Genomic DNA, 24,115 nt, shown 5'->3' on the forward strand with positions numbered 1-24,115 from the left:
CTTCACCTCTGCAACTCGTCCAGCAGTGCGGCCGGCACGCGGGCGTGCAGCACCACGGTCGACCGCTCTCTCACCGTGATCCTTCGCTGGTCGGGCAGGTTTCCTGCCGGGCCGTCCGCCCAGGTGTCGATCGCGAGCCGCCACTCGACGCCGGGCGGAAGCGCCGGCGGCTCGATCTGTCTTGTCTCCCAGTGCGTGTTCGCCACGACGAACACGCAGTCGAGGTCGGAGCCTGGCGCCGCGGACAGGGGCGCGCACCTGACCACGGCCAGCAGGCGGGACTCGTCCGACCAGTCGGGCTGCCACGGCCGCTCGCCGTGCCAGCTCACCTCGTGCAGCCCCGCTCCGAGCTCCTTGTCGGTGGGGTGCTTGGCCACCCGCACGGCCGGATGCGCCTTGCGGAAGGCGATCAGGTCGGCGGTGAAGGCGATGAGCTCCTCGCCGAGCTCGTCCGGTGACCAGTCCATCCAGGTGAGCTCGCTGTCGTGGCAGTAGGCGTTGTTGTTGCCGCGCTGGGTGCGCGCCCGCTCGTCGCCCGCCAGGATCATCGGCACGCCCTGGCTGGTGAGCAGCAACGTCAGCATGTTCTTCATCTGCCGTCGGCGCAGCGCGTTCACCTCGGGATCGTCGCTCTCGCCCTCGTGCCCGCAGTTCCAGCTCACGTTGTCGTCGCCGCCGTCGCGGCCGTCCTCGCCGTTGGCCTGGTTGTGCTTGCCGTTGTAGGAGACCAGGTCGCGCAGGGTGAAGCCGTCGTGCGCGGTGACGAAGTTGACCGAGGCGTGCGTGCCCCGCAGCCGGTAGAGGTCTGGTGAGCCGATGTAGCGGCCCGCCATCTCGCGGGCCGCCCCCGGGTCGCCCTTGACGAAGGCGCGCAGCGCGTCGCGGTAGCGGCCGTTCCACTCCGACCAGCGCTGGTAGTCGGGGAAGGAGCCGACCTCGTACAGGCCGGCCGCGTCCCACGCCTCGGCGATCAGCTTGCACCTGCGTAGCACCGGGTCGTACGCCAGCGTCTGCAGCAGCGGCGGGTTGGGCAGCGGCGTGCCGTCGACGTCCCGCGACAGGATCGCCGCCAGGTCGAAGCGGAAGCCGTCGATGCGGTACTCGGCCACCCAGTAACGCAGGCAGTCGAGCACGAACTCGCGGACCACCGGATGGTTGCAGTTGAGCGTGTTGCCGGTGCCGCTGAAGTTGTAGTAATAGCCCTCGGGCGTGAGCATGTACCAGATCGCGTTGTCCAGGCCCTTGAACGAGATCGCCGGGCCGTGCTCGTTGCCCTCGGCCGTGTGGTTGAAGACCACGTCGAGGATGACCTCGATGCCGTTGGCGTGACACTCCCGCACCAGGGCCTTGAACTCGTCGGCCGCCATCCCGTACCTGCCGCTGGCCGCGTACCCGGCCTTGGGCGAGAAGAACGAGATGGTCGAGTAGCCCCAGAAGTTGTAGAGCCGCTCCCCGTCGTGCAGGCGCGAGTTCTCGAACTCGTCGAACTCGAACACCGGCATCAGCTCGATCGCGTTGACGCCCAGCGAGCGCAGGTAGGGGATCTTCTCCCGCAGCCCCGCGTACGTGCCGGGCGCCGACACTCCCGAGCTGTCGTGCCGGGTGAAGCCGCGCACGTGCAGCTCGTAGATGACCAGCTCCTCCATGGGGATGTTCGGCGGCAGGTCGTCGCCCCAGTCGAAGTCGCAGAACAGCAGCCGCGACCGGTACGGGTAGGGCGCGTCCCAGTCCGGCTCCGCGCCCCACACCTCCCTGCCGGACACGAGCTTGGCGTACGGGTCGGCCAGCGGCCCGCCGCCGTCGACGCGGAATCCGTACTCCAGGGTGTCGAGATCCTCCAGGCCGTAGATCACGATGGCGTGCACGCTGCCGGTGCGGAAGGACTCGGGGATGGGCAGCACGGCGTACGGCTCGGGCGCGCCGCGCCGGTAGAGCAGGACCTCCACCTGGCGGGCGCTCTCGGAGTGGACGGCGAAGTTCACCCCGCCGGGCACGAACGACGCGCCGAGCAGCAGCGGGTTGCCAGCCCGTACCGGCAGGTCGCTGATGCGGTGCGTGGGATAGGAGTCGATCCGCTCCAGCGTCATCGGCTCACCTGGAAGAAGCCCTGGAGGTTGGTGGCGCTGTCCGTGACGGCGAAGAAGCGCAGGAAGCCCGCCGCGTCCATGATCATCCGGTGTTCGTCCGACAGGCCGACCAGCGCGACGCTGCTGCCGACCCGCTGCGCCTGCCGGTAGACCAGCAGCATCACCCGCAGGCCCGCGCTGGACATGTAACGCAGCCCCGTGAGGTCGATCGCCAGCATGCAGGGGCTGCTCATCACCTTCAGCACCTCGTCCTGCACGGTCACCGCCGTACGGCTGTCGAGATCGCCGCGCAGCGACACGACGGTGACGGGACCCTCCACCGTGATGTCCACGTCGATCACGGAACTCTTCATGAAGCCCTCCCAGCCGGTGCGACCACCGTCCGCACCGTCAGCCTCTCGTTGGAATCGGGCAGCTCGACCGTCATCGCGCGCGGGTCGAACCGGTCGTACGGCCGCCCGTCGATCTCCACGCTCTCCAGCACGACGGAGCCGGGCGGCAGCAGGTCGGGGGCGACGCGCAGCCGCCCGTCGGGGAAGCCGCCGGGCAGCGGCCGGAACCACAGCGTCATCGGCGACCGCCGGCCCAGCAGGTTGCCGTAGACGGCGGCCAGATAGCACAGCTCGGCCGAGTGGTACATGCTCATCGAGTGGCTGCCCTTGAGCCGCTCGTTGCCCAGGAGGTACGGCATGCCGTTGGCGAGCACGTTGAAGTAGACGCCGCCCTCGTCGTGATCGAGGAAGAAGGCGTTGTAGAAGGCCGAGGCCAGGCGCGCCTCCTCCAGGAAGTCCGCCTCCCCCGTGCTGCCGGCCAGGATCAGGTAGGCGAGGATCGCCTGCTCCTGCTGCCACCACGCCTTGCGGTCGTGCCAGACGAAGCGGTGCGAACCGCGTTCGGCGATCCGCTCGACGACGTCGTACCAGCCGCCGCGCCTGCGGTCGGCGCCCACCTCGGGCATCCGTCTGGCGATCCGCTCGGCCAGTTCGCGGTAGGCCGGATCGGGACGCAGGGCGTGCATGCGCATCAGGTTCCAGGCGATCTTCAGGTTGTGGCCGACGACCGCGCGGTCCCGCTGCCAGGCGTGGTCCCGGTCGGGTGACCAGTCCTCCATGAAGCGCTCCTGGACGAACGGGCTGCGGTCGTCCTCGGGGAAGTGCTCGACGATGGTGTCGAAGGTGTCGGCCAGCATGTCGGCGTATTCGGGCCGGCCCGTCGCCAGATAGAGGTTGATCAGGTAGGCGGGGGCGTGGTCGCCGACGGAGTTCCAGTTCTTCCTGGCGTCGTTGGGCGCCACCGACGGATGGCGCGGGTCCAGGAAGATCGGGTCCAGGTGGGTGAAGTAGCCGCCCTTGCCGTGGTCGCGGAAGTGTCGGTCGAACAGGCGCAGCGTCCGCTCGGCGTCGGCCAGGATCTCCGGGTCGCCGCTGATCCTGTAGGTCTGCACGGGCCCGGCCAGGGCGTAGATCTGCTCGTACATCGGGATCGCCCGGTAGTCGTCGGCGAACTCCGAGGTGAACAGCTTCTTCTCCAGCGATCCCTCGACGCTGATGCCGTGGTACCAGTACGCGATGTCCTCGTCGGCGTCCAGGAAGCGCATGTGCGAGCGCAGGTAGTCGACGCCCCGCTCGGCCACGTCCAGGTAGTCGTCGGTGCCGGTCAGCATGTACGCCGTCGCCATGCCGTACACCAGGCGGGAGATCGTGTCGGTCTCCTGCACGTGGCTGGAGTTCTTGTCGCCGCCCAGCCGGAGCTGGGTGCGGTAGTCGCGGTAGTCGATCTCGCCGGTGCCGAACTGGGCCCGCCGGTAGAACTCGGCCAGCCGGTCGAGCTCGTGGATCCACCAGCCGGGCTCTTCGAAGGAGTAGTCGTCCGGCCGGTTGCCGGTGAACAGCAGCCGCTTGGCCTCGAACTCCAGGCCGCCGCTCGCCGGGTAGTAGACGCCGTAGGCGAACAGCAGCGCGCCGGGCACGAGGAGCTGGTCGCGGTGCCCGCTCGCGTCGATGTACGGCTGCTGGAGGTTGCGCAGCAGCTCGGCCGAGGTGTTGTCGTCGACCAGGACGCGCACCCGCTGGCCTTCGGACGTGGTCAGTTCGAAGCCGCCCGCCTCCAGCGGCGCGCTGACCCGGCCCGCCACCAGGTCGCTGAAGCGGAAGCCGGCGTTCATGGCGTGCTCCTGAAGCCCTGGCTGACCTCGACGACCGTGCCGTCCGGGTCGGTGAGCCAGACGGTGCGCCAGCCGGGGATGAACTCGTCGAACGACATCGGCCCGAGCGTCACCTGGGCGTGCGAACCCATGCCGGCCAGCACCCGGTCCACGTCGCCGGTCTGCAGGGCCAGGTGGCGCAGCGTGCCGGCCGCCGTCGGGCCGTCGCCGCCCGGCGGCCCGTCGCTCGCCTGGAACAGCTCCAGGTAGGCGTCGCCGCGGCGCAGGAACACGATCCGCGACCCGCCGGCGGGGAAGCTGTGCGCGCGTTCGAAGCCGAACCAGCGGCGGTAGAACTCCTCGGTGGCGTCGAGGTCGCGGCAGTTCAGCGCCACATGAGACCACTTCATGAGGTCAACCTTTCGATCAGCGTGCGGGCGAACTGGTGACAGTGCTGGCCGCTGCGCCCGGTGATCAGGTCGCCGTCGGCCACCACGTCCTCGTCCCGGTAGCGGGCGCCCATGTTGACGACGTCGCCCACGAGGTTGTTGTGGCAGGTCACCGGGCGGTCGCGGACCGTCTCGGGGATCTTGGCCAGCAGCCACATGCCGTGGCAGATGACCCCCTTGAGCACGCCGGGCAGCGCGAACGCCTGCCGCATGAACTCCGTGGCCGGTGAGAGGTCGAGCGGCTTCTCGCTGTAGCGCAGCCGGTCGGCCACCATGCCCGAGGGCACGATGACCGCCGCGTAGTCGCCGGGCCGGACGTGTTCGAGGCTGGTCGTGACGGTGATGGGAGCGCGGTGCTCGTGGCCGGTGAAGGTGAGCCGGTCGCCGCCCCACAGCCGGGTGAGCAGGTCGAGCTCGATGCCCTCTTCAGCGAACCGGTGCTGGTAGTAGTAGATCTCCGGCTCGTAGAAGTCGCTCTCCATCAGGACGGCCACCCGCATGTCACACCCTCCTGACGAAGTCGGCGCAGCGCTCGCCGATCATCTGGATGGCGGCGTGCGGGTTGCCGGAGGTGACGGCGGGCATGACGCTCGCGTCGGCGACCCGCAGGTTGCGGATTCCGCGCACGCGCAGCAGCGGATCCACCACGGCGCCGTCGTCGATCCCCATCCGGCACGATCCGGCCTGGTGGTGATAGCTGTCGGCGCTGTTCCTGACGAACTCCCGCAGATCCTGCGGCCCCGGTGACAGCTCCTCGCCGAGCACGGAGGCGAACGCGGGGGCGGCGAAGATCTCCCTGGCCAGCTCCACGCCCTGCACCAGGCGGTCCAGGTCGGCGCTGTCGGCCAGGTAGGCGGGGTTCACCAGCGGCGCCGCCTCCGGGTCGGCGGAGGCGAGCCGCACCCAGCCGCGCGAGGCCGGCCGCACGACGCCCGGCAGGATGCTCACCGCGTGCGCCTGCCGCCCGTCGAAGGGCACGTGCACGAACGCGAGCTGCAGGTCGGGCGCGGGCAGGCCGGGGGCCGACGCGCAGAACAGCGCGGACTCCGACAGGTTGTTCCTGCCTTCGGGCACCGGCTCGCGGGTCTGCCTGATCACCCCGGTGAGCACGTGGTTGTGGAAGTCGCGGCCGACGCCGCGCAGCGGCGCCCGTACCTCGATGCCGAGCTCCCGCAGGTGGTCGGGGTCGCCGATGCCGGACAGCATGAGCAGCTTGGGCGACTCGATCGCGCCCGCGCACACGATCACCTCGCGCAGGGCGCGAACCTGGTAGGTGCCCGGCTGACCGAGCTGGGTGGACACCTCCCGGCCGCCGCCCGCCGGCCTGGCGGCGCGCGGCCCCTGCACATACTCCACGCCCGTGCACCGGTCGCCGTCGAACAGCAGCCTGGTCACCCGCGCGTTGGGGCGAAGGGCCAGGTCGGGCAGCGCGGGCTCCAGATAGCAGCGCAGCGCCGAGCGGCGCTGGCCGTTCAGCACGTTGACGTGGTGCCAGCCTGCGCCGAACATCGACGGCCCGTTGAAGTCGGGAATCTCGGCATATCCGAGTTGGGTGCACGCGTCGATGAAGGTCCGCGAGTGCGGGTTCGGGTCGTGCCTGCCGGCGTTGGTGACCGTCTGCGGGCCGCCGATGCCGGTTCCCTCCCAGGTCTTGTCCTCCTGGTCCTCCAGGCGCTGGAAGTACGGCAGGCAGTCCTGGTAGGTCCACCCTGCGGCGCCCTGGTAGGCCCAGGCGTCGAAGTCCGCGGGATGCCCGCGCACGTGCATCATGATGTAGAGGTTGCTGGTGCCGCCCACGACCTTGCCGCGCGGCTCGGCCGTGACCCGCCCCCCGAGCCCGGACTGCGGGACGCTCCGGTAACCCCAGTCGATCTCCGACCCCAGCAGCGTGAACCACAGCGGCGCGATGTCCACCGCCTCCGGGATCCACGCGTCACCCGCCTCCAGGACCAGCACGCGCGCGTCCCCGCCCTCGGCGAGCCGCCGGGCCACCACGGACCCCGCCGCCCCCGTGCCGACGACGATGTAGTCGAACTCCTCCGGCATCATGTGGCGCCCCCGGTGAACGGCACGCTGTCGTGGAAGTTGGCCATGTAGGCGATCAGCCCGCCCTCGAACCGGAAGTAGTTGGCCACGTCCGCCTCGATCCGCCGCCCGTCCGGGGTGACGGCGCTGATGTGCGAGATCACGGCCGCCTGCTCACCGTCCACGAGGACGTGCCTGGGCGTGTTCGTGAACCGCCGGTAGAGCTCGGGGAAGCCCTTCACGGCGGCGCGCAGCGTCTCCCGGCCCTCGATCCGCCCCGCGAGCTGCTCGTCCACCACGGCGCCCGCGGCGAACAGGTCAGACCACCGGTCCCACTCGCCGCCGTTGGCCAGCGTGTAGTAGGTGTCGACGATCTCTCTAGGCGTCATGGCGGATCCCGTCCGCGTCGAGCTGGGACCAGAACTGGTCGAACCGCGCCGTACCGTCGCCGAAGATCGCGCCGCGCCCCTCCACGACCTGGCCGTCGCGCCACTTGAGCACGTGCACGACGTCGATGTTCAGGAAGTCGTACGGCGAGGTCGAGCCCTCGGGGGAGCCCGCTCTCCTGCCCTCGTTGTGGGTGACGTCGGCCGAGTAGCCCTCGCCGGTCAGCACCGCGATCGGCTTCATCGCGAAGGAGCCGCCCGACAGCCGGCCCACCTCCGCCATGAAGCCGAGGAAGCCGGCGCGGCCCTCGTACCAGCCCGCGAGCTGGTGGTGGCCGGGCACCATCCAGCGCATGTCCTGCGCCCAGTAGCGGGCGATGCGCTCCTCCTCGCCCGAGGCGAGCGCGTCGTAGGCGGCCTGCACCAGGTCGGGGGTGACCATCAGGCCATCCGCTCGCCGATGGGGCGCAGCGTGAACTGCCCCCACATGTAGGTGTCCACGCCGTGCTGGTCGGCGGTGTGGACCTGGACCTGGGCGATCCGGCCGTCCCTGAACCCGTACGTGGTGACGGTCGGGAACAGCACCTCGGTCTCACCCACCTTGGCGTGGCCCATGTGCCGCTCCACCACCACGCCGTCGTCGAGCTCGCCGAAGTGCGTGCCGTCGACCCAGATGCCGGCCTTGAACAGCGCCTCGAAGAAGGCCATGACCTGGTCGACGCCGCTGTGGGCGCCGCTCAGCGGGTGGTGGCCGGGCATCCGCCACTCGATCTCCGGGTGGAACAGCTCCTCGCGGATCTTCTGCAGCTCACCGCTGTTGAAATAGGAGTACATCTTCAGCACGAGGTCGGTGTTGGACATGGTCATGCGCTCCTTCTAGAGGGATGCCGATCCCGGCATCGGGTCGAGTCCGTCGACGACATAGGTGGCGATGCGCGGGCGGCCCGCGTCATCGGTGACGACCTGCCAGGTCTGCCTGGCGTCGAAGCCGAGCCAGGAGCTGCGCGGCGCGGGCGGGTTCCAGATGCGGGCCTGCCAGTTCACGACGACCTTGAGCGTCCGGTCGTCTCCCTCGACCGAGGTCACCGTGTGCTGCTCGTCGAAGAAGATCCGGACGACGCCGTCGTACCAGCGCCTGAACTCCTCGCGGCCCCGGTAGACGCCTTCGGGGAAGGTGAAGGTCAGGTCGTCCTCGGCGAGGTAGGGCCACAACTGTTCGATGTCCGCGTGCTCGTCCAGCGCGCGGTACCAGTCCTTGACCCACTGCTCCAGGTCGTGGGTGCTCATGTTCCGTCCTTTCTGTCCGTGACGATGTCGATGAGGAACGGCTCGTCGTCGGCGAGAAGCCGCTCCACGGCCGGACCCACGTGCTCCCGCTCGGTGACGCGCATGGCGGGCACCCCGTAGCCCTCGGCGATCCGGGTGAAGCCGATGGGCGGCGTGGACAGGTCGAAGCAGCCCGGCAGGGCGTGCGGGGCGGTGCCGCGCTCGCGCCAGTAGGCCGACAGGTTGTCGTCGAGCAGCCGGTAGCGCCCGTTGTTGCAGATGACGAACTTGGCGCCGGCCCGCTCGCGGACGGCCGTCCACAGCGCCTGGACGGTGTACATGCTGCCGCCGTCGCCGGTGAAGCCGATCACGGTACGGTCCGGCATGGCGAGCTTGGCGCCGATCGCGCCCGGGATGCCGACGCCCAGCGAGCCGCCCCTGGTCAGGAAGTAGTCGCCGGGCACCCGCGGCGGGAAGTGCCTGACCACCGCCGGCCCGGCGGTGAGCGCCTCGTCGAAGACGACCGCGTCGGGCACGGCCGCGGCCAGCTCCGACAGGAACAGCTCGAAGACGCCGGCTTCCGGCTCCCGCACCGGCTCAGGGGGCGCCGGTGCGGGGCGCTCGGCGGGCAGCGCGTCGGCGAGTGCCTCCAGCGCGGCTGCCGGGTCGGCGACGATGCCGAGGTCCACCGGATAGTTCTTGGCGATCTCGTGCGGGTTGAGGTCGATGTGCACGACCCTGGCCCCGGTCGCGAAGGGCGACTCCAGCAGCGGGAAGACGTCGGGGAACAGGTAGGTGCCCACGACGAGCACCGCGTCGGCGTCACGTACGCTGGCCGCGCTCACCTCGCCGAACATGTGGCCGACCGGCCCCCGGTGCAGTGGATGCGTCGCGTCCAGGTTCACGTGGGAGGTGTCGGCCAGCCAGACCGGTGCGCCGAGCAGCTCGGCCACCTTCGCCAGCGAGGCCTGCGCCCCGGAGTCCGCGACTCCGTCGCCGGCCACGATCACCGGCCGCCGGGCGTCCGCGAGCAGCTCGACCGCCCGGCGGACCGCATCCGCATGCGGCGCCGAGCGCGTGTCGGGCACCACCGTGGGCAGCACGGGCTCGTCGTTGGCGGCGTCGAGCACGTCCATCGGCAGGCTGACGAACACCGGGCCCCGCGGCGGCGTCGCCGCGATCTTCATGGCCCGGCGCAGCACCCGCAGCACCGACCCCGGATGCACGACGCGGGTCGCGTACTTGGTCACGGGCCTGGCCATCGCCACCAGGTCGCAGGACATCTGCGCCTCGAAGGCGTCCCAGCGGATCCCCGCCTCCCCGGCGATCACCACCAGCGGCGAGTGGCCGCGCATCGCCTGATAGAGCATGCCGATGCCGTTGCCGAGCCCGACCCCGCTGTGCAGCTGCACCACGGCCGGGCGGCCGGTGGCCCGCGCGTAACCGTCGGCGATGCCGACCACGGCGGCCTCGGCCAGGCCCAGCACGTATCTGAGGTCCGGAAAGGAGCCGAGCTCGTCCAGCAGCCCCTGCTCCACCGTGCCGGGGTTGCCGAACATCGTCGTGACCCCGTCGGCGCTGAGCTGTTCGAGGACCGCGCGCTTGCCCGTCACCATCCGTGCCTGCGCAGGCCGTCTTCCAGCGTCGCCACCAGCTTCCTGCCCGTCTCGACCGAGTCCGGCGTGGACCGGCCGGTCACGAACGGGTAGTCGACGACCACCGAGACGGGGCTGCCCACGTTGCCGTGGAAGCGGCCGTCAGGGGCGGTGGCGTCGCGCAGGATGTACTCCAGCGGGTACGGCGGCGGGCCCATGTTGAAGTCCGTGCCGAGGAAGCCGGTGCCGTCCTTGTAGTCGTACTCCTTGCAGTGGCCGGTGACGTGCTTGCCGCGGATGATGCTGGCGCGGTCGTCCCAGTCGCGGGCGAAGGCCAGGCAGGCGACGCCGTAGCACTCGGCGGCGATCGGCTTGCCGGCCCGCAGGAAGTCCAGGATGACCGCGTGCACCCGCTCGTTGTTGGCCAGGTCGACGATCGGTCCGCTGCCCCCCACGATGAGCAGCGCGTCGTAGCCGGCCAGGTCCGCGGAGAGCCGGTCGAGGGCGCGGTGGTAGTCCTCCAGCCCGCGCAGGAAGCCGGGCGAGCTGAGGTAGGGCCGCTCGGGCACCAGGGCCGACAGGTCCACGGGGTCGTCCAGGCGGCTGGACTCGTCCACCTTGCGCGTCAGCTCGGCCATCTCCGGCGTCGTCACGCTCCTGCCGAGCGGCGGGTCGACGTAGGCGGGGTCCATGCTCGGCGGCAGCGCGTGCGCGCGGCGGCCGCGCGGCGTGGCGAAGACGCTGGTGTAACCCCGCTCGTCGAAGACCCCCAGCGGCCCGACGAGCTCCTCACCCCAATAACCGTGCTCGGAAAGGAGAATCAGAATTCTCTTGCTCACCACAGGCTCCGATTTCGCTCGGCAATGCGTTGGGCGAGCTCCACGGTAAGCCGGGCCCAAGAGCGCCGGCGGAAAGCGGCACACGACTTTGTCAGATGCGTATGCGGCATGCGTATCCGCTGGTCGAAGGGCAAATCACAGGCGTAGTGTGATCGTCCGGGGAGAGCTTCCGGGGGTGCGATGCCATACTTCGAGAATCGTTTCTTCGACGCCGTTCTGGGCTCGCTGCAGCGCCGCGACCAACGTCAATGGGGCCGGCTGTACGTACGCGGGCTGCTGACCGCGCGGGGCCGTAAATCGATGCGCGCGATCGCCGCGACGGTGCCCGGACGGCCGCCGTGGCAGAACCTGCACCAGTTCATCAGCAACTCGCCGTGGGACTGGGTCGCCGTCAGGCGCGACCTGGCCGGGGTGCTGGAGAGCTGGTGCGAGCCGGTCGCCTGGGTGGTGCGCCCGGTGGTGATCCCCAAGGCGGGCGTCACCACGGTCGGGGTGGCCGGCCAGTTCGTGCCCAGCCTCGGCCGGCTGGCCCGCTGCCAGCAGGCTCTGGGGGTGTGGCTCTCTGCGGGTGACGTCGCCTTCCCGGTGGACTGGCAGCTCGTGCTGCCCACCGCCTGGACGGAGGACCAGGAGCGGCGCGGGCGCGCCGGGATCCCGCACGACCTGCCCTGGCGCTCGGCGGGCCGGTGCGCCGTCGAGGCGGTGACCGAGATGGAGCGCCTGTGGGGGCTGCCGCGCCGCCCGGTGGTCATGGACGGCCGCGAGCCCGGCTGTACGCAGGTGGTGTCCGACCTGGACGCCCTCGGCGTGCCGTACGTCGTGCGGGTCAGCCCGCTGTTCCCGGTCGCGGGCCAGGCCCGGACGGTCGCGGCGGCGCTGGGCGCGGCGGGGGCGCGGCCGCTGCGCCGCCGGGACGTCTACTGGGCCAACGAGGTGCGCCTGCACTCCGGGGCGCGGGTGACGGTCGTCAGGAAGGCCGCCTCCAGCGGCCGGGCACGTGAGTACTGGCTGTCCAACCTGGACGACGCCGAGCCGGACACCCTGGTCAGGCTCGCCCGCGAGCTGGAGCGGACCACCGCCAGACAGGACGAGCTGGCGGGCTTCGGGCTGCTCGACTTCGAAGGCAGGTCGTTTCGCGGCTGGCATCACCACATGACGCTGGTGTGCGTCGCATATGCGTACCGCGCGCTGGTGACGGACGAATACTCACGCGCCGACGGCCTCGCGCTGGCCGAATAGTTGCGTATATACGTATGCGAAATCCGAGGTGTTGCGCACGCCCGGCGGAGGTGGAAATTACGTCTCGTCAATTCACCGGCCGGATGCAAGACTTCGAATCAATCGGCCGCTGGGAAAAGGACTTCAGAAGGAGAAATTCATGGACGCTCGTGAGCGTGCAGAGTTCGTCAACGCCTACACCCGGCTCCTCATCACCGCCTGGACGAGCGAGGAGTTCAAGGCACGGCTGGAGAGCGACACGCGAAGCGCTCTGGCAGAGGTCGGCCTCGAGCTGCCCGCGGACGCCCAGGTACGTCTCGTCCACGTCACGCCGCAGCCTGGTGCTGAGGCCAGCGTCGACAACCAGGTGGCGCTGTGGGAGCAGGGTCAGGACACCGGGATCTACGAGCTGCACTTCACCGACACACCGCAGATCGACGTCTCCGAGCTGAGCGAGGGTGACCTGGAGCAGATCGCCGCCGGCGCCTTCTGCTGCTGCTCCACCCCGTGCTGCTGCTGCGCCTGAAACCGTCGTGCCGAACGGGCCCGAGCCTCGCGCTCGGGCCCGTTCTCGCGTGTCAGCGCAGGTGCAGGCGGTAGGAGACGAGCCGGCGGGGCACGATGGCGCGTGCCCATCGGGGATCCTCCTCGAGCGCCCGGATCCCGGAGAACTCGGCGAACACGGCAGGCAGCAGCAGTGCCGCCGCGCGCCGCACCAGGACGGCGCCGAGGCAGAAGTGCGGTCCGGCGGCGTAGGCCAGGTGCGGGTTCGGCGAGCGGTCGAGCACCGGCTCCTCGGCCCGGTCGAAGACCACCTCGTCGCGGTTGGCCGACTCCAGCAGCAGCAGCACCCTGCCCCCCGCCGGGATCGTGCCGCCGGCCAGCTCGACGTCCTGCGTGGTGACCCGGGCGGTGAACGGGATCGGCGCGTAGAGGCGGGCGACCTCCTCCATGGCGCGGTCCGGGTCACGCAGCGCGCACTCGATCAGATCCGGCCGTCCGACCAGGCAGTACATGGCGTTGCCGATGAGGTCGGCGAGGGGCAGGTAGCCGCCGACCACGATCAGGCCGAGCACGCCGAGCACCTCCCCGCGGGTCAGCCGTTCGTCGGAGCCGAGCCTGGTCAGCGGCGTGTCGTCGCCCGCCGCCAGCACCTTGCCCAGGTTGGCGTCGAGCAGGGCGGTCAGCTCCGTCATGACCTGCCTGCCGGCCGCGGCGGCTCCCGGCCCGGCCAGCGGATCGAGGTTCACCGACGCGTCGCGGGCCAGCTCGCCGAACTCGCCCCACTGCTTCTCGGGCAGCTCCAGCAGGGTGGCCAGCACGGCTCTGGCGTACGGCTCGCCCAGGTCGGCGTAGGCGTCCACCTGGGCGGGCAGCTCGGCGAGCTGCCGTTCGATCCTGCCGGACAGGCCGCCGAGGAGCTCCTGGATGTGGGCCGGACCGGTGAGCGCCGAGGCCGGGCCGCGCAGCCGCTCGTGCTCGGGGGAGTCGGTGTTGAGCATCGAGGGCGGCAGCTCGTCGTCGCGTAGCCGCTGCCGCTGCCCGAGCGCGGCGGAGAAGCGCGGGTCGCGCAGCGCGGCGGCGCAGTCGGCGTGGGTGGTGAGGAGCCAGAACCGCATGAACGGGTCGAAGCGCACCGGGCTGTTGCGGCGCAGCCACTGGTAGGCGGGATAGGGATTCTGCCGCCCTGATGGGGAGAAAGGGTGCTGGACGCTGGCCGGCCAGTGACTGGGCATCGCATTCCTTCTATCCAGCTGGTTGATTTCATGAATAATACAAGAGAAAGGGTTTTCCCGGACATGACGGGAGTGCGCTTGTGCAAGCGGATGTGATAATTGTCGGATCTGGTGCATCTGGCTTATTCGCTGCCATGAAACTATGCAATCGTGGCTTATCCGTCGTCGTTCTCGAGGCGCGTGACCGCGTCGGCGGGCGGATCCGGACCTTCCTCCCTCCTGACGGCGGCCCGCCGGCCGAGCTCGGCGCCCAGGTGGTGCACGGAGACGCCAACCCCCTGTGGAAACTGCTCGGAGAGCTGGGCCCGGTGTCGGCCCACCGCCAGGCCACCCCGCGCGTGCTCCTGTCCGGCAAGCTGCTGCACATCGGCGTTCTCACCCGCCTCGGCATCCCGCCGTGGGCCCTGGAGTCCCGGCTTCCGGCCGTGGACGAACCGGTCCAGGCGAGCCTGTCGGAATGGGGCGCCTCGGCCGGACCTCCGGGCGTGGCCGCCGAGTGGTTCAGGCAGAACTGGGCGGCCGACCCCGGCGACCTGAGCGCCGCCGGTCTCCTCGCCGCCCGCGCCGCCGACCGGAGCGGCACCGGCGAGTACGACGTCGAAGGCGGCCTGCGCACGATCGTCGACAAGCTGGCCGCCGGCCTCGACATCCGCACCGGCACCCCCGTGCGCGAACTGACCTTCGGCCCCGGCGGCGTCACCGCGCACACCTCCAGCGGCGCCTTCACCGCCGGCCGGGCGGTCATCACCGTCCCCCCGCCGGTGATCACGAGCGGTCGCCTGGCCATCCCCGGGCTGCCCGACCGCAAGCTGGCCGCCGCGGGGCGGCTTCCGCTCGGCGACGGCTGCTGTGCCGTCGTGACGCTCTCCGCGCCCGCGCCCGACTCCAGCCTGGTGTTCGACGCCACGGGCGGCGCCGGATTCGTGCGCTGCCTGCGCGGCCGCCCGGAGGTCGTGGTCGTCGCCAAGGGCCCCGCGGCCGTCCGTGCCAGGGCCGCGCTCGCGGAACCGGCAGGCGTTTCCGGCCTGCTCGCCGATGCGCTCCCCTGGACGGCGGGAGCCGCCGTGACCGGGATCGAGCTCGCCGACTGGGGAGCCGACGAGTGGATCGGCGGCTCGTTCACCTACCCGGCCGTGGGCTCGGCCGGCGCCGCCGCCGCCTGGGCCGAGCCGGTCGGCGGCACCCTCTACTTCGCGGGCGAGGCGGCGGCCCCCGGTCCCGCGAGCGTCCAGGGAGCGATGGCCAGCGGCGCGGAAGCCGCCAACCGGATCATGGAGGAGCTATGACCCCGCACGACGGCTGGTACCTGCTCTGCTTCGAATCCGAGCTGACCGAAGAGGTGAGCCCCCTCAGCGTCGGAAGCAGGAGCCTCATCGCGGTCCGCAGGGAGGGGCGCATCAGGGTGTTCGACGGCGCCTGCCCGCACCGCGGCGCCCACCTCGGCCACGGCGGCGTGCTGTGCGAGCCCGACGCCGTCCAGTGCCCGTTCCACGGCAAGCAGATCAGCCTCGGCGACTCGGGCCGCCGCTGGTGGGTGGCCGAGCACGAGGTCCTGCACGTGGGCGAGGCGGTGTTCGTACGCCTGACACGGGAGGGCTCCGGCCGCGGCTTCGAGCCCGCCGTCCGCGAGCTGACCACCACGAGGAAGCTCGTGGCCGCGCTCACCATGCCCATCCACGTGGAGCCCGAGTGGGTGACGGAGAACGCCTTCGACACCGAGCACTTCCCCACCGTCCACGGCGTCCCCCAGATCACCGGCGCCACCAGCCGCCCGGGCGAGGCCGGCGAGCTGTCGATCGAGGCGCGCTTCCGCACCTTCGGCGGCCCCTCCTGGCAGGGCAGGACCAGGCTCGGCGGCGACACCCGGTTCTTCGCCAGGGCCTTCAGCCCCACGCTCGTCCTCACCGAGATCGGCGCCGACCGCTGGGAACAGGTGGTGATCACCGGCACCGTGCCGACCGCCACGGGCTGCGTCGCCCGGGTGGCCGTGGCCGTCCAGGACGACGACCCGGCGCTCACCGAGAGGCTGATCATCGGCGCCAAGATGGCCTTCGAGCAGGACATCCCGATCTGGGAGCACCTCGACCTCGACGCGCCCCAGCGCTACGACGCCGCCGACAAGGGCGTGATCGCCTTCCGTGAGTTCTGCGCGGGCTTCGGAAAGGCCGCCAGGTGACGGCGGGCGCCGGGCGCGCCGCGAAGACGGAGGTCGGCCGGTACGGCGCCGGCCCGGCACTGAAGCTGGCGGTCCACGAGCACGGCGAAGGCCCCGCGGTGCTGTGGATCCACGGCTACACGATGGACTCCACGCTGTGGGAGCCGCTGTGGACGCTGCTGCCGGGCTTCCGGCACGTCGGCGTGGACCTGCCGGGTCACGGAGGCTCCGGTCCGATCGAGCCCGAGCTCACCCTGCCCTCCCTCGCCACGGCCCTGGCTGAGCTGGCCCGCGAGCGGGAGGCCTCCCGGGTGGTCGCCCTGTCCTTCGGCTGCGTAGCCGCCCTGCAACTGGCCATCGACCACCCGGACGTCGTCCGTACGCTGGCCGTCGCCGCCCCCGGCATCGCGGGCACGCCCGCCGAGCCGGGCACCGACACGCGTAACAGGCAGCTCAGGCTGCTGGCCTCGATCGGGGGCAGCGGCGAGCAGCTCACAGACCTGTGGATGAGCTCTCCGCCCGACATCTTCGCGGGCACCCTGGACCATCCGGAGGTGCGCGAGCGGATCCGCGAGACGATCCTGCGGCACGGCTGGGCCGAGCTGCCCACGGGCGGCATGCGCGGCCTGCTCTCGCACCGCCAGACGGAGGCGGACCTGCGCCGCATCACCGCGCGCACCCTGGTGGTGACGGGCACGCGGGACATGCGCGCCTTCGCCGACAACGCGGCCACCATCGCCGGCACGGTCCCCGGAGCACAGGTGATCGAGGTCGCGGCGGGCCACCTGCCGCTCCTCGAACGCCCCGAGGCGGTGGCCGGCGCGCTGGCGAGACACCTGGCGGGCTGACTTGCGCCCGGGTGCCCCGCCTCGGCGGCGGGGGTACCCGGGCGAGGTCACATCTGGCGGCTGGCGAGCTGGGCGAACAGGCCGTCCGGCTCGGTGAGCAGCTCCTCGTAGGTGCCCTGCTGGACGATCCGGCCCTTGTCGAGGACGATGATCCGGTCCGCGTCGATCACCGTGGACAGGCGGTGCGCGATGATGATCCGGGTCGCGTTCAGCCTGCGCGTGCTCTCGGCGACGACCTTCTGCGTGGGATTGTCCAGCGCGCTGGTGGCCTCGTCGAAGAAGACGATTCGCGGCTTCGACACGAGCGCGCGAGCGATCATGATGCGCTGGCGCTGCCCGCCCGACACCGTGCCCGCGCCCTCGGAGATCACCGTGTTCATGCCCATCGGCATCGCGCTGATGTCCTCCTCGATGCCCGCCATCCTGGCGGCCTCCCAGGCGTCGTCCACGGTGTAGTTCGCCGACCCGATGATGTTGGACTTGATGTCGCCGGCCAGCAGCGACCCGTTCTGCAGGACGACGCCGCACTGCCTGCGCACCGCGCCCAGGTCGAGCTCGCCCAGGTCGGTGCCGTCGTACAGGACGCTGCCCGAGATGGGCCGTTCGAAGCCGAGCAGCATGCGCAGCAGGGTCGACTTGCCGCAGCCGGTCGGCCCCACCACCGCGAGGAACTCGCCCGGCGCCACCTCGAAGGAGATGTCGTCGAGCGCCAGCGGCCCCTCCTCGCCGTACCTGAAGCTCACCCGGCTCATCGCGATGCGCCCGGACAGGTCGTCGGGCTCGGCTGCCTCCTCGTTGTGCTCCGGCTCCGCGTCCAGGATGGGGGAGAGCTTCTCGACCATCGGCACCGCGCCGACGACCGTGATGGCCGCGCCGGTGACCTGGAGAGTGGCGGCGAGCAGCAGGTTGAAGGCGGTGAAGAAGACGAGGAACGAGGTGATGGGCAGCCCCCGGCTGGCGGCCAGCGCGAAGACCGCGACCGCGCAGGCGAGCGGGAACGCGGCGTTGAACGTGGTGATGAGGTTCTGCATCCGACGCGCCGCGGCCGCGTGGCCGCGTGCCCGGGTGAAGCCGCGTGCCCACACGGCGAACGCGCGGTCCTCGGCGGCGGCCACGCGCAGCTTCTGCAGCCCGTTCAGCAGCTGGTAGACCTTGGCCGACAGGCGCTGCTCGCGCGCGTACAGCCTGCGCTGCGCGTGCACCTGGTGCCGCCCGGCCAGCACGCACACGCCGATGCCCAGCGCCACCAGCCCGGTGGCCACGAGGGCCAGCGTCACGTCGTAGAAGAACAGCAGGGTCAGGTTCACCAGACCGGAGAAGACCGCGAGCGTGGCGCTGGTGGCGACGCTCGACACCAGCTCCTGCACCGCGTTGACGCCGAGCGCGGCCGTGCCGAGCTCGCCTGCCGCGTAGCGGGAGAAGAACGGCGGCGGCAGCGACATCACCTTCGACCAGATCGCCGCCTGCAGCCTGCTCGTCGCCCTGCCCTGCATGCGCAGCACGCCGATGTTCTGCGCGATCGACAGCAGCGCCGCGACGAGGCCGCAGCCGATCACCAGCGCGGCGCCCTGCATGATCAGGTCCCGCTCCGCAGCGGCGACGAACGTGCCCAGCACCTGCCCGGTCATGAGGGGCACGGCGAGTCCGACCAGGGCCACGATCAGGCCGGTCACCAGCAACCTGACCAGGTCGCCTCGGTTGCCGTGCAGCGCGAAGCGCAGCAGCTGCCAGGGCGTGCGCACCCCGGTCGGCAGCGGCGGGTAGAGCACCAGCGCGGTCTTGTCGAGCCTGGCGGCCAGCTTCTCCGTGACCGGCTCGGCGTCCACGCCCGAGGGCTGGACGAGCTGATAGCCGCCGCGCTCGGGCAGCAGCGCCACCGGCTTCCTGCCCGCCTTGACGAAGCCGACCATGGGCCCGAGGTCACGGCGCCACCACCGGCCCTCCAGCCGCACCTCGCGGGTGCGCACGCCGGAGGTCAGCGCGATGTGCTGCAGCCGGTCCTGCACCCGCCCGTGCGCCGCGGTGAGCGGCTCGCGCACGTTGCAGCCCAGCCGGTCGGCGACCAGCCGCATGACGGCGTACTCCGGCGTGCAGTCGGCCAGCTCGGAGATGCGCAACCGGGCCCGCGAGCCGGAGAGCACGGCTTCGAAGCCCCTGGCCGTGCCCTTGATCCGCTCGTTGTCGCGGAAGGTCCGCTGCTTGAGCGCCCACCGCTCGGCGTTGTGCTGGCGCTCGACCCGCCGGTCGATGGTGCTCAGCAGCCAGGTGGCGTGCGCCGAGACCTGCGTCCACAGCAGCCCCGCCGCGAACAGGTCGCGGGTGGAGCGGGCGGACAGCCGGGCGGTGGTCCTGGCGATCAGCCAGTCGCGTTCGGTGAGGCAGAAGATGTCGCCGGAGTTCAGCTCGCCCTCTCCGTCCTCGTCACCGTCGGGGATCTTCCAGGTCCCCTCCTCGACCCGCACCCAGCGCACGCCGTCGACCGACCTGACCGGCCTGCCGACGGACGCCTCGGTCTCGCCGGTGGACTCCAGCGCCACGAAGTCGCGCGGCGGGAGCTGGTGGTGCAGCGCCGACGCCAGCGTCTCGAAGCCGCGGTCCAGCCCGTCGAGGAACTGCCGTACGGCGTCCGCGTCCGCGGCGCCCGCGCAGAGCGCCTCCAGCCTGGCGGACGGCAGCCAGGAGGCGGCCGAGTCGGGGACGAGCCGGCCGACGATGCTGTGCTTCGGCCCGCGCGGGGCGCCGAGCAGGAGCGTGCCGGCTTCCACCCGGGCCAGGAACGTCCACCGCCCCGCCGGTTCGTGACCCGCCAGCGGCACGGCGAACAGGTCGACCGAGCCCTGCTCCACCAGCAGCGCCTGCTCCGGGTCGTCCAGCACGATCATCCGCCCCTCAAGGGCGCCGATCGGCGTGACGACGTCGGTGAAGTAGGCGGAAAAGGCACTTGTCACCGTGCTCATTGGGGAACCTCCTGCCCGCCGGCCGCGATCAGGGCGGCGTACGTCCCGTCCGCGGCGGCCAGCTCGTCGTGGCGGCCGCGTTCGGTGATCTCGCCGTGGGTCAGCACGATGATCTCGTCGGCGTCCCTGACGGTGGAAAGCCGGTGCGCGATGATCAGGCAGGCGCAGCCCCGGCGGCGCAGGTTGTCGGCGACGATCCGCTCGGTCTCCGGGTCGAGGGCGCTGGTGGCCTCGTCGAGGATGAGCAGCGAGGGCTCGGTCACCATGGCTCGGGCGATCTCCAGGCGCTGCCGCTGGCCGCCGCTGAAGTTCCTGCCGCCCTCGCTGACCTGACTGTTGATGCCGCCCGGCCGGGCCGCGATCAGGTCGAAGACGGCCGCGTCGCGCAGTGCCGCGATGACCGCGTCGTCGCTGATCGACTCGTCCCAGAGCGTGACGTTGTCCCGCACCGTGCCCTCGAACAGGCACGCCTCCTGGTCGACGTAGGTGACCGAGGCGGCCAGCACGTTCCTGGGGATCTCCGAGCGCGGCCGGCCGTCCATGTGGATCTCGCCGGCGGTCGGGTCGAAGAGCCCGGCCGCCAACCGTCCCACGGTCGTCTTCCCGCTGCCGGACCCGCCGACGATGGCCACCCGGCGGCCGGGCACCACGCTGAACGACAGGTTCTTGATGACCGCCGGGGTGAGCGGACCGTACGAGAACGTCACGTCCCTGAATTCCAGGTAGCCGTCGAGCCTGGCCCCGTCGGCGGCTGCGTCTCTGGTGAAGATGGGCGCCTCGGGGTAACGCTCGACGTCGTGCAGCCGGTTGAGGTCGGCGGTGATGTCCTGCATGCGCTCACCCAGCTCGGTGAGCTGGGTGACAGGCCGGCTGAGCGTGGCCAGCAGCGTCTGGAACGCCACCAGCATGCCGACGCTGATCGCCCCCTCCACGGCCCGCAGCCCGCCCACCATGAGGATCAGCCCGATGTTCACGGTGGCCAGCAGCGGCGGGACGGTGGCGATGAGCGCGGTGGGCCCGCCGAGCCGCTGCTTGGCCGTGACGACCTTGGCCAGGAAGCCCGACCACCTGCTGAAGGCCTCCGGCTCGGCGCCCGTCGCCTTGATCGTCTCGATGAGCTGGAGGGTGTTGAAGGTGGTGGCGGTGAGCTTGCCCTGGTCGGCGCGGAGCTTGGCGACGGCGTCCATCCGCGCCCTGGCCACCCAGTGCAGCACCAGGATGTTCAGCAGCGCCATGCCCATGCCGATGACGCCGAGCAGGACGTCGTAGCGCACCAGCACCACGCCGTAGAAGACGACGAGGATCAGGTTGATCCCGGTCGCGGCGAGGTCCCTGGAAAGGATCTCCGAGACCATGTCGTTGACGGAGACCCGTTTGGCCACCTCGGCCGGCTGGCGTTGCAGGTAGAACTCCACCGGCAGCCGCAACAGGTGCCGGAAGAAGCGGCTGGAGCTGACCAGCGCCATCCTGATCTCGATGCGCAGCAGGTAGTGCCGCTGGATCGAGGTGAGCACGAACGTGCCGAGCGCCGTCGCGGCCATGGCGGCCAGCAGCGGCCCGAGATAGTCGGTGATGCCCGCGCCGAGCACCCGGTCGATGAAGATGCGGAAGTAGGCGGGGCCGACGAGCCCGAGCGCGACGAGCAGCAGGCTGGCCAGGAGCACCAGCGACATCGCGCCGCCCGTGGGCATGCGGCGCCGCAGCAGCGCGTCGATCAGCCTGGTGCGCTTGCCGCCCTTGTGGAAATCGGGCCCCGGCTCGAAGGTGAGCACGATCCCGGTGAAGCCGTCGTCGAACTCCGCCCAGGAGATGCGCCGCGGCCCGGTGGCGGGGTCGTTGACCGCGACCGTGCGCCCCTTCTTGACCCCTTCGACGACCATGAAGTGCTGGAAGGCCCAGAAGATGATGAACGGCGCTCGGATGCCGGGCAGCACGTCGACGTCGGCCTGGAAGCCCTTGGCCTCCAGGCCGTAGCTGCGGGCGGCTTCGAGCAGGTTCTTGGCGTTGGCGCCGTCGCGGGAGACGCCGCAGGCGATGCGCAGCTCCTCCAGCGGGACGTGCCTGCCGTAGTGGGACAGCACCGTCGACAGCGCGGCGGCGCCGCACTCGACGGACTCCATCTGGATCACGGTGGGTGTGCGGGTGCGCCATCGGCGTAAGCGTCGCCGGTGGGTGGGCGGGGCCGCCTGGGTCTCTTCCCGCTCGCCCGCCACAGGGTCGGTCGTCTGTGTCATCGTCATCGTCCCAGTACGAAGCTGATGGGTGACTTGCCCCCGAGCCTGACGGTCGCCGACACCTGGATCTGCGTGCGCAGCACTCCGGGCGGGCCTTCGCGCGAGGACCAGGCGTATCCGGTGGGCGTGCCGTCCCGCTGCGTCAGGTCCACCAGGACCAGCCGGACCGGGCCGCCGGCCACGTAGGACTTGGCCGCCTCCGCGTCGCCGAGCAGCCCGGCGATCGCCGAGGCGGACAGCGGGTACGGGCTCACCGAGGTGACCCGCCCGGCCAGCAGGCCGTGCAGCACCGCGGGCGCGGTAGAGACGTCCAGGTCGACGTCGTGGCCGGTCACGATGCTCGCGGCCTGGCTGTCGGGCACGAACAGCATCGCCACCAGCCGGTCGTCGGGGGCGTCGCTGCGCTCGATCGTCGCCACGGTCTCGCCGGGCGTGAGCGCCTGCCCCTGGCCGGTCGTGACGTCCACGACCATGCCGGGGAACGGGCTGCGCAGCCGCTCGACGCGCCCGCCAGGGGTCACCACGTCGGCGACCGCCTGGCCCTCCGCCACCTCGTCGCCCGGCCGTACGTGCACGTTCCTGACCTGGCCGGTGTGGGTGCTCTCCAGGGGCGCGACCCCGAGCGGGCGGGTGAGCAGGCCGTCCCCGCGCACGGTGTACGGCAGCGTTCCGGTGAACGCCCAGGCGCCGGCCCCGGCGATGACGGCGAGGATCACCAGGACGGTGAGCCAGCCGCGCGGCCGGGCGAGGGAGGTTACGGAATCGAGCTCGTCCGGCGCCCGCATCGCCTGCATGGCCTTGAATCGGAATTTCATGACGTCGCCTCCGGAGACCTGCTGCCGAGGAGGAGCTCCCCGACGCTGCCCTCGGTGTGGTAGTCGAGCCCGGTGGCGTCGGCGAAGTCGTCGGCGTCGCCGCCGCCGAGCCCGCACACGGCCAGGCCCATCGCTGTGGCGACCAGGTAGATGGTCTGGTAGAGCACACCCACGTGCTTGAGCATGAGCGAGTAGGCGATGGTCTCGTACTTCCAGCTCACCCTGCCGAACCTGGCGGCCACCACGAGCAGCACCTGCGGGTCCGCCGTCATCAGAGCCGCCTCCCTGGCGACCTCGGTCAGCCGCGCGGTCGGCTTGCCCGGTGCGGCGACGAACTCCAGCGCGTGGTCGCCGGCGTGGTAGTGCCACAGGCCGGGTTCCAGCCCGTCCACGTTGTTGACCAGCGGATAGAGCTCCTGCTCGTAGATGGCCCCGCCGTTGGGGTAGGGCCGGTCCGACAGCTCCTGGCCGTGCTCGCCGACCAGGAGCCTGCGCTGCCGGGCGGTTCGGTAGAGCAGCTCGGAGAGCTGGGCGAGGGTGATCGGGTGCTCGTCGTCGTGCACCCGCACCGACCGCCTGCCCTCGATCACCTCGGTCAGCGGCGGATCCTGGGCGGCGATCCGCTCCAGGTCGGGCACCTCCAGCGTGATCCGCAGCCCGGTCCGTGCGGCGGGCACGGCAGGCGCGGGGTCGCCGAGGTCGGCGCCGTGGAACGTGGCGCCGTAGCTCGCCGACAGCCGGGTGCCCCTGGCCCGCGCGTGCGTCCACAGGTCGTGCGGCGACCACAGGGACGGTTCGGCGGCCTGCTGCCTGGTCTCCAGCAGCCCGGCGGCGGCCAGCAGCGGCAGGGCGGCTCCGCCGGGCGGTGAATCACCCGGGCGCACCCAGTCGGCCAGCGCCCCCAGCAGGAGCGGGCCCGGCGGGTCCGCCGCCAGCTCCACCACGCAGTGCCCGCGCGGCGTCTCGGCGACGAGCCGCCCGCCCGAGACCCGTACCCGCGCGTCCCGCGCCAAGCGCACCTCCCGGCCGGGGTCCAGCCGGGAGGGCACCGACACGGGGTTGCGGCCGACCGGCCGCAACCTGGCGATCTCGCGGCCGTCCACGCGCACCGCGTGCTCCAGCCAGCCGATTCCGTCCAGCCGGCGCAGCAGCAGGTGCAGCCGCATCAGCGCGGCGGGATCCTCCGCCGCCAGCCTGACGGTCAACTCGGACTCGGGCACGTCGCCGTCGGCCAGCGACTGGACGGCCTCTTTCAACGCGGCGGAGGGGACGGCGCCCAGCACCCGGGCGGCGTCTCCGCCCTCGAGCAGGCGGGCGAGATCTGCATCCGGCCTCAGCCTGATCACGGTCTCGGTGGACACG

General features: G+C 71.3%; 22 protein-coding genes. 5 read left to right on the forward strand and 17 right to left on the reverse strand.

What is annotated here, in order from left to right; genetic code table 11:
- Positions 1-2: 2 nt before the first annotated feature.
- From glgX to V5E28_RS24435, 12 genes are read right to left on the reverse strand one after another with little or no spacing between them, the layout of a single operon-like run.
- Positions 3-2,087 carry a glycogen debranching protein GlgX gene (glgX, locus tag V5E28_RS24380; RefSeq protein ID WP_336209417.1) on the reverse strand — a complete coding sequence of 695 codons (2,085 nt, stop codon included), beginning with the start codon at positions 2,085-2,087 and terminating at the stop codon, positions 3-5.
- Complete coding sequence (locus V5E28_RS24385) at positions 2,084-2,440, reverse strand: STAS domain-containing protein (RefSeq protein ID WP_336209420.1); 357 nt, start codon at positions 2,438-2,440, stop codon at positions 2,084-2,086. Before V5E28_RS24385 ends, glgX begins: the two co-directional genes overlap by 4 nt.
- Complete coding sequence (locus V5E28_RS24390) at positions 2,437-4,251, reverse strand: AGE family epimerase/isomerase (RefSeq protein ID WP_336209422.1); 1,815 nt, start codon at positions 4,249-4,251, stop codon at positions 2,437-2,439. The genes V5E28_RS24385 and V5E28_RS24390 overlap by 4 nt, the downstream gene beginning before the upstream one ends.
- The gene (locus V5E28_RS24395) at positions 4,248-4,640 is read right to left on the reverse strand and encodes a VOC family protein (protein ID WP_336209424.1); all 393 of its coding nucleotides are present in this window, start codon (positions 4,638-4,640) and stop codon (positions 4,248-4,250) included. Before V5E28_RS24395 ends, V5E28_RS24390 begins: the two co-directional genes overlap by 4 nt.
- Positions 4,637-5,179 carry a DJ-1/PfpI family protein gene (locus V5E28_RS24400; protein WP_336209426.1) on the reverse strand — a complete coding sequence of 181 codons (543 nt, stop codon included), beginning with the start codon at positions 5,177-5,179 and terminating at the stop codon, positions 4,637-4,639. The genes V5E28_RS24395 and V5E28_RS24400 overlap by 4 nt, the downstream gene beginning before the upstream one ends.
- 1 nt (position 5,180) lies before the next feature.
- Positions 5,181-6,728 (reverse strand): GMC family oxidoreductase, encoded by a 1,548-nt coding sequence (locus tag V5E28_RS24405; protein WP_336209427.1) that lies wholly within the window; start codon positions 6,726-6,728, stop codon positions 5,181-5,183.
- Complete coding sequence (locus V5E28_RS24410; protein ID WP_336209429.1) at positions 6,725-7,093, reverse strand: nuclear transport factor 2 family protein; 369 nt, start codon at positions 7,091-7,093, stop codon at positions 6,725-6,727. The genes V5E28_RS24405 and V5E28_RS24410 overlap by 4 nt, the downstream gene beginning before the upstream one ends.
- Positions 7,083-7,532, reverse strand: coding sequence for a nuclear transport factor 2 family protein (locus V5E28_RS24415; protein ID WP_336209430.1), 450 nt, complete (start codon positions 7,530-7,532; stop codon positions 7,083-7,085). Before V5E28_RS24415 ends, V5E28_RS24410 begins: the two co-directional genes overlap by 11 nt.
- The gene (locus V5E28_RS24420) at positions 7,532-7,951 is read right to left on the reverse strand and encodes a nuclear transport factor 2 family protein (protein ID WP_336209432.1); all 420 of its coding nucleotides are present in this window, start codon (positions 7,949-7,951) and stop codon (positions 7,532-7,534) included. The genes V5E28_RS24415 and V5E28_RS24420 overlap by 1 nt, the downstream gene beginning before the upstream one ends.
- Before the next feature lie 15 nt (positions 7,952-7,966).
- Positions 7,967-8,377: a nuclear transport factor 2 family protein gene (locus tag V5E28_RS24425; RefSeq protein ID WP_336209434.1), complete on the reverse strand. Its 411-nt coding sequence runs from the start codon at positions 8,375-8,377 to the stop codon at positions 7,967-7,969.
- Entirely contained in the window at positions 8,374-9,972 is a 1,599-nt protein-coding gene (locus tag V5E28_RS24430; protein ID WP_336209436.1) for a thiamine pyrophosphate-binding protein, read from the reverse strand. Before V5E28_RS24430 ends, V5E28_RS24425 begins: the two co-directional genes overlap by 4 nt.
- The gene (locus V5E28_RS24435) at positions 9,966-10,790 is read right to left on the reverse strand and encodes a type 1 glutamine amidotransferase domain-containing protein (RefSeq protein WP_336209438.1); all 825 of its coding nucleotides are present in this window, start codon (positions 10,788-10,790) and stop codon (positions 9,966-9,968) included. Before V5E28_RS24435 ends, V5E28_RS24430 begins: the two co-directional genes overlap by 7 nt.
- Positions 10,791-10,970: 180 nt before the next feature.
- On the opposite strand from V5E28_RS24435, the gene V5E28_RS24440 reads away from it, so the two are divergent.
- Together V5E28_RS24440 and V5E28_RS24445 are read left to right on the forward strand one after the other, a co-directional pair.
- Positions 10,971-12,029 carry an IS701 family transposase gene (locus V5E28_RS24440; protein WP_336209441.1) on the forward strand — a complete coding sequence of 353 codons (1,059 nt, stop codon included), beginning with the start codon at positions 10,971-10,973 and terminating at the stop codon, positions 12,027-12,029.
- 139 nt (positions 12,030-12,168) lie between these two features.
- Entirely contained in the window at positions 12,169-12,534 is a 366-nt protein-coding gene (locus V5E28_RS24445; RefSeq protein WP_336209443.1) for a hypothetical protein, read from the forward strand.
- 52 nt (positions 12,535-12,586) lie between these two features.
- On the opposite strand, the gene V5E28_RS24450 is transcribed toward V5E28_RS24445, so the two are convergent.
- Positions 12,587-13,744: a cytochrome P450 gene (locus V5E28_RS24450; RefSeq protein ID WP_336209444.1), complete on the reverse strand. Its 1,158-nt coding sequence runs from the start codon at positions 13,742-13,744 to the stop codon at positions 12,587-12,589.
- Positions 13,745-13,824: 80 nt separating this feature from the next.
- Between V5E28_RS24450 and V5E28_RS24455 the strand changes: the two genes are divergently transcribed.
- The 3 genes from V5E28_RS24455 to V5E28_RS24465 are packed head-to-tail and all read left to right on the forward strand — an operon-like array spanning position 13,825 to position 16,747.
- Positions 13,825-15,030 (forward strand): flavin monoamine oxidase family protein, encoded by a 1,206-nt coding sequence (locus V5E28_RS24455; protein ID WP_336209446.1) that lies wholly within the window; start codon positions 13,825-13,827, stop codon positions 15,028-15,030.
- On the forward strand, positions 15,027-15,920 hold the full coding sequence (locus V5E28_RS24460; RefSeq protein ID WP_336209448.1) for a Rieske 2Fe-2S domain-containing protein: 894 nt from the start codon (positions 15,027-15,029) through the stop codon (positions 15,918-15,920). The genes V5E28_RS24455 and V5E28_RS24460 overlap by 4 nt, the downstream gene beginning before the upstream one ends.
- Positions 15,917-16,747: an alpha/beta fold hydrolase gene (locus tag V5E28_RS24465; protein WP_336209449.1), complete on the forward strand. Its 831-nt coding sequence runs from the start codon at positions 15,917-15,919 to the stop codon at positions 16,745-16,747. Before V5E28_RS24460 ends, V5E28_RS24465 begins: the two co-directional genes overlap by 4 nt.
- A 47-nt stretch (positions 16,748-16,794) precedes the next feature.
- Here V5E28_RS24465 and V5E28_RS24470 read toward each other — a convergent pair whose 3' ends face one another.
- The 4 genes from V5E28_RS24470 to V5E28_RS24485 are packed head-to-tail and all read right to left on the reverse strand — an operon-like array spanning position 16,795 to position 24,114.
- Entirely contained in the window at positions 16,795-19,704 is a 2,910-nt protein-coding gene (locus V5E28_RS24470) for an NHLP bacteriocin export ABC transporter permease/ATPase subunit (RefSeq protein WP_336209451.1), read from the reverse strand.
- Positions 19,701-21,944: an NHLP family bacteriocin export ABC transporter peptidase/permease/ATPase subunit gene (locus V5E28_RS24475; RefSeq protein WP_336209453.1), complete on the reverse strand. Its 2,244-nt coding sequence runs from the start codon at positions 21,942-21,944 to the stop codon at positions 19,701-19,703. The genes V5E28_RS24470 and V5E28_RS24475 overlap by 4 nt, the downstream gene beginning before the upstream one ends.
- Positions 21,941-22,753, reverse strand: a complete 813-nt coding sequence (locus V5E28_RS24480) for an HlyD family efflux transporter periplasmic adaptor subunit (protein ID WP_336209455.1) — start codon at positions 22,751-22,753, stop codon at positions 21,941-21,943. The genes V5E28_RS24475 and V5E28_RS24480 overlap by 4 nt, the downstream gene beginning before the upstream one ends.
- The gene (locus V5E28_RS24485) at positions 22,750-24,114 is read right to left on the reverse strand and encodes a SagB/ThcOx family dehydrogenase (protein ID WP_336209457.1); all 1,365 of its coding nucleotides are present in this window, start codon (positions 24,112-24,114) and stop codon (positions 22,750-22,752) included. The genes V5E28_RS24480 and V5E28_RS24485 overlap by 4 nt, the downstream gene beginning before the upstream one ends.
- Position 24,115: the final 1 nt, after the last annotated feature.

This window comes from Nonomuraea sp. LPB2021202275-12-8, assembly GCF_037044575.1.
Classification (GTDB): Bacteria; Actinomycetota; Actinomycetes; order Streptosporangiales; family Streptosporangiaceae; genus Nonomuraea.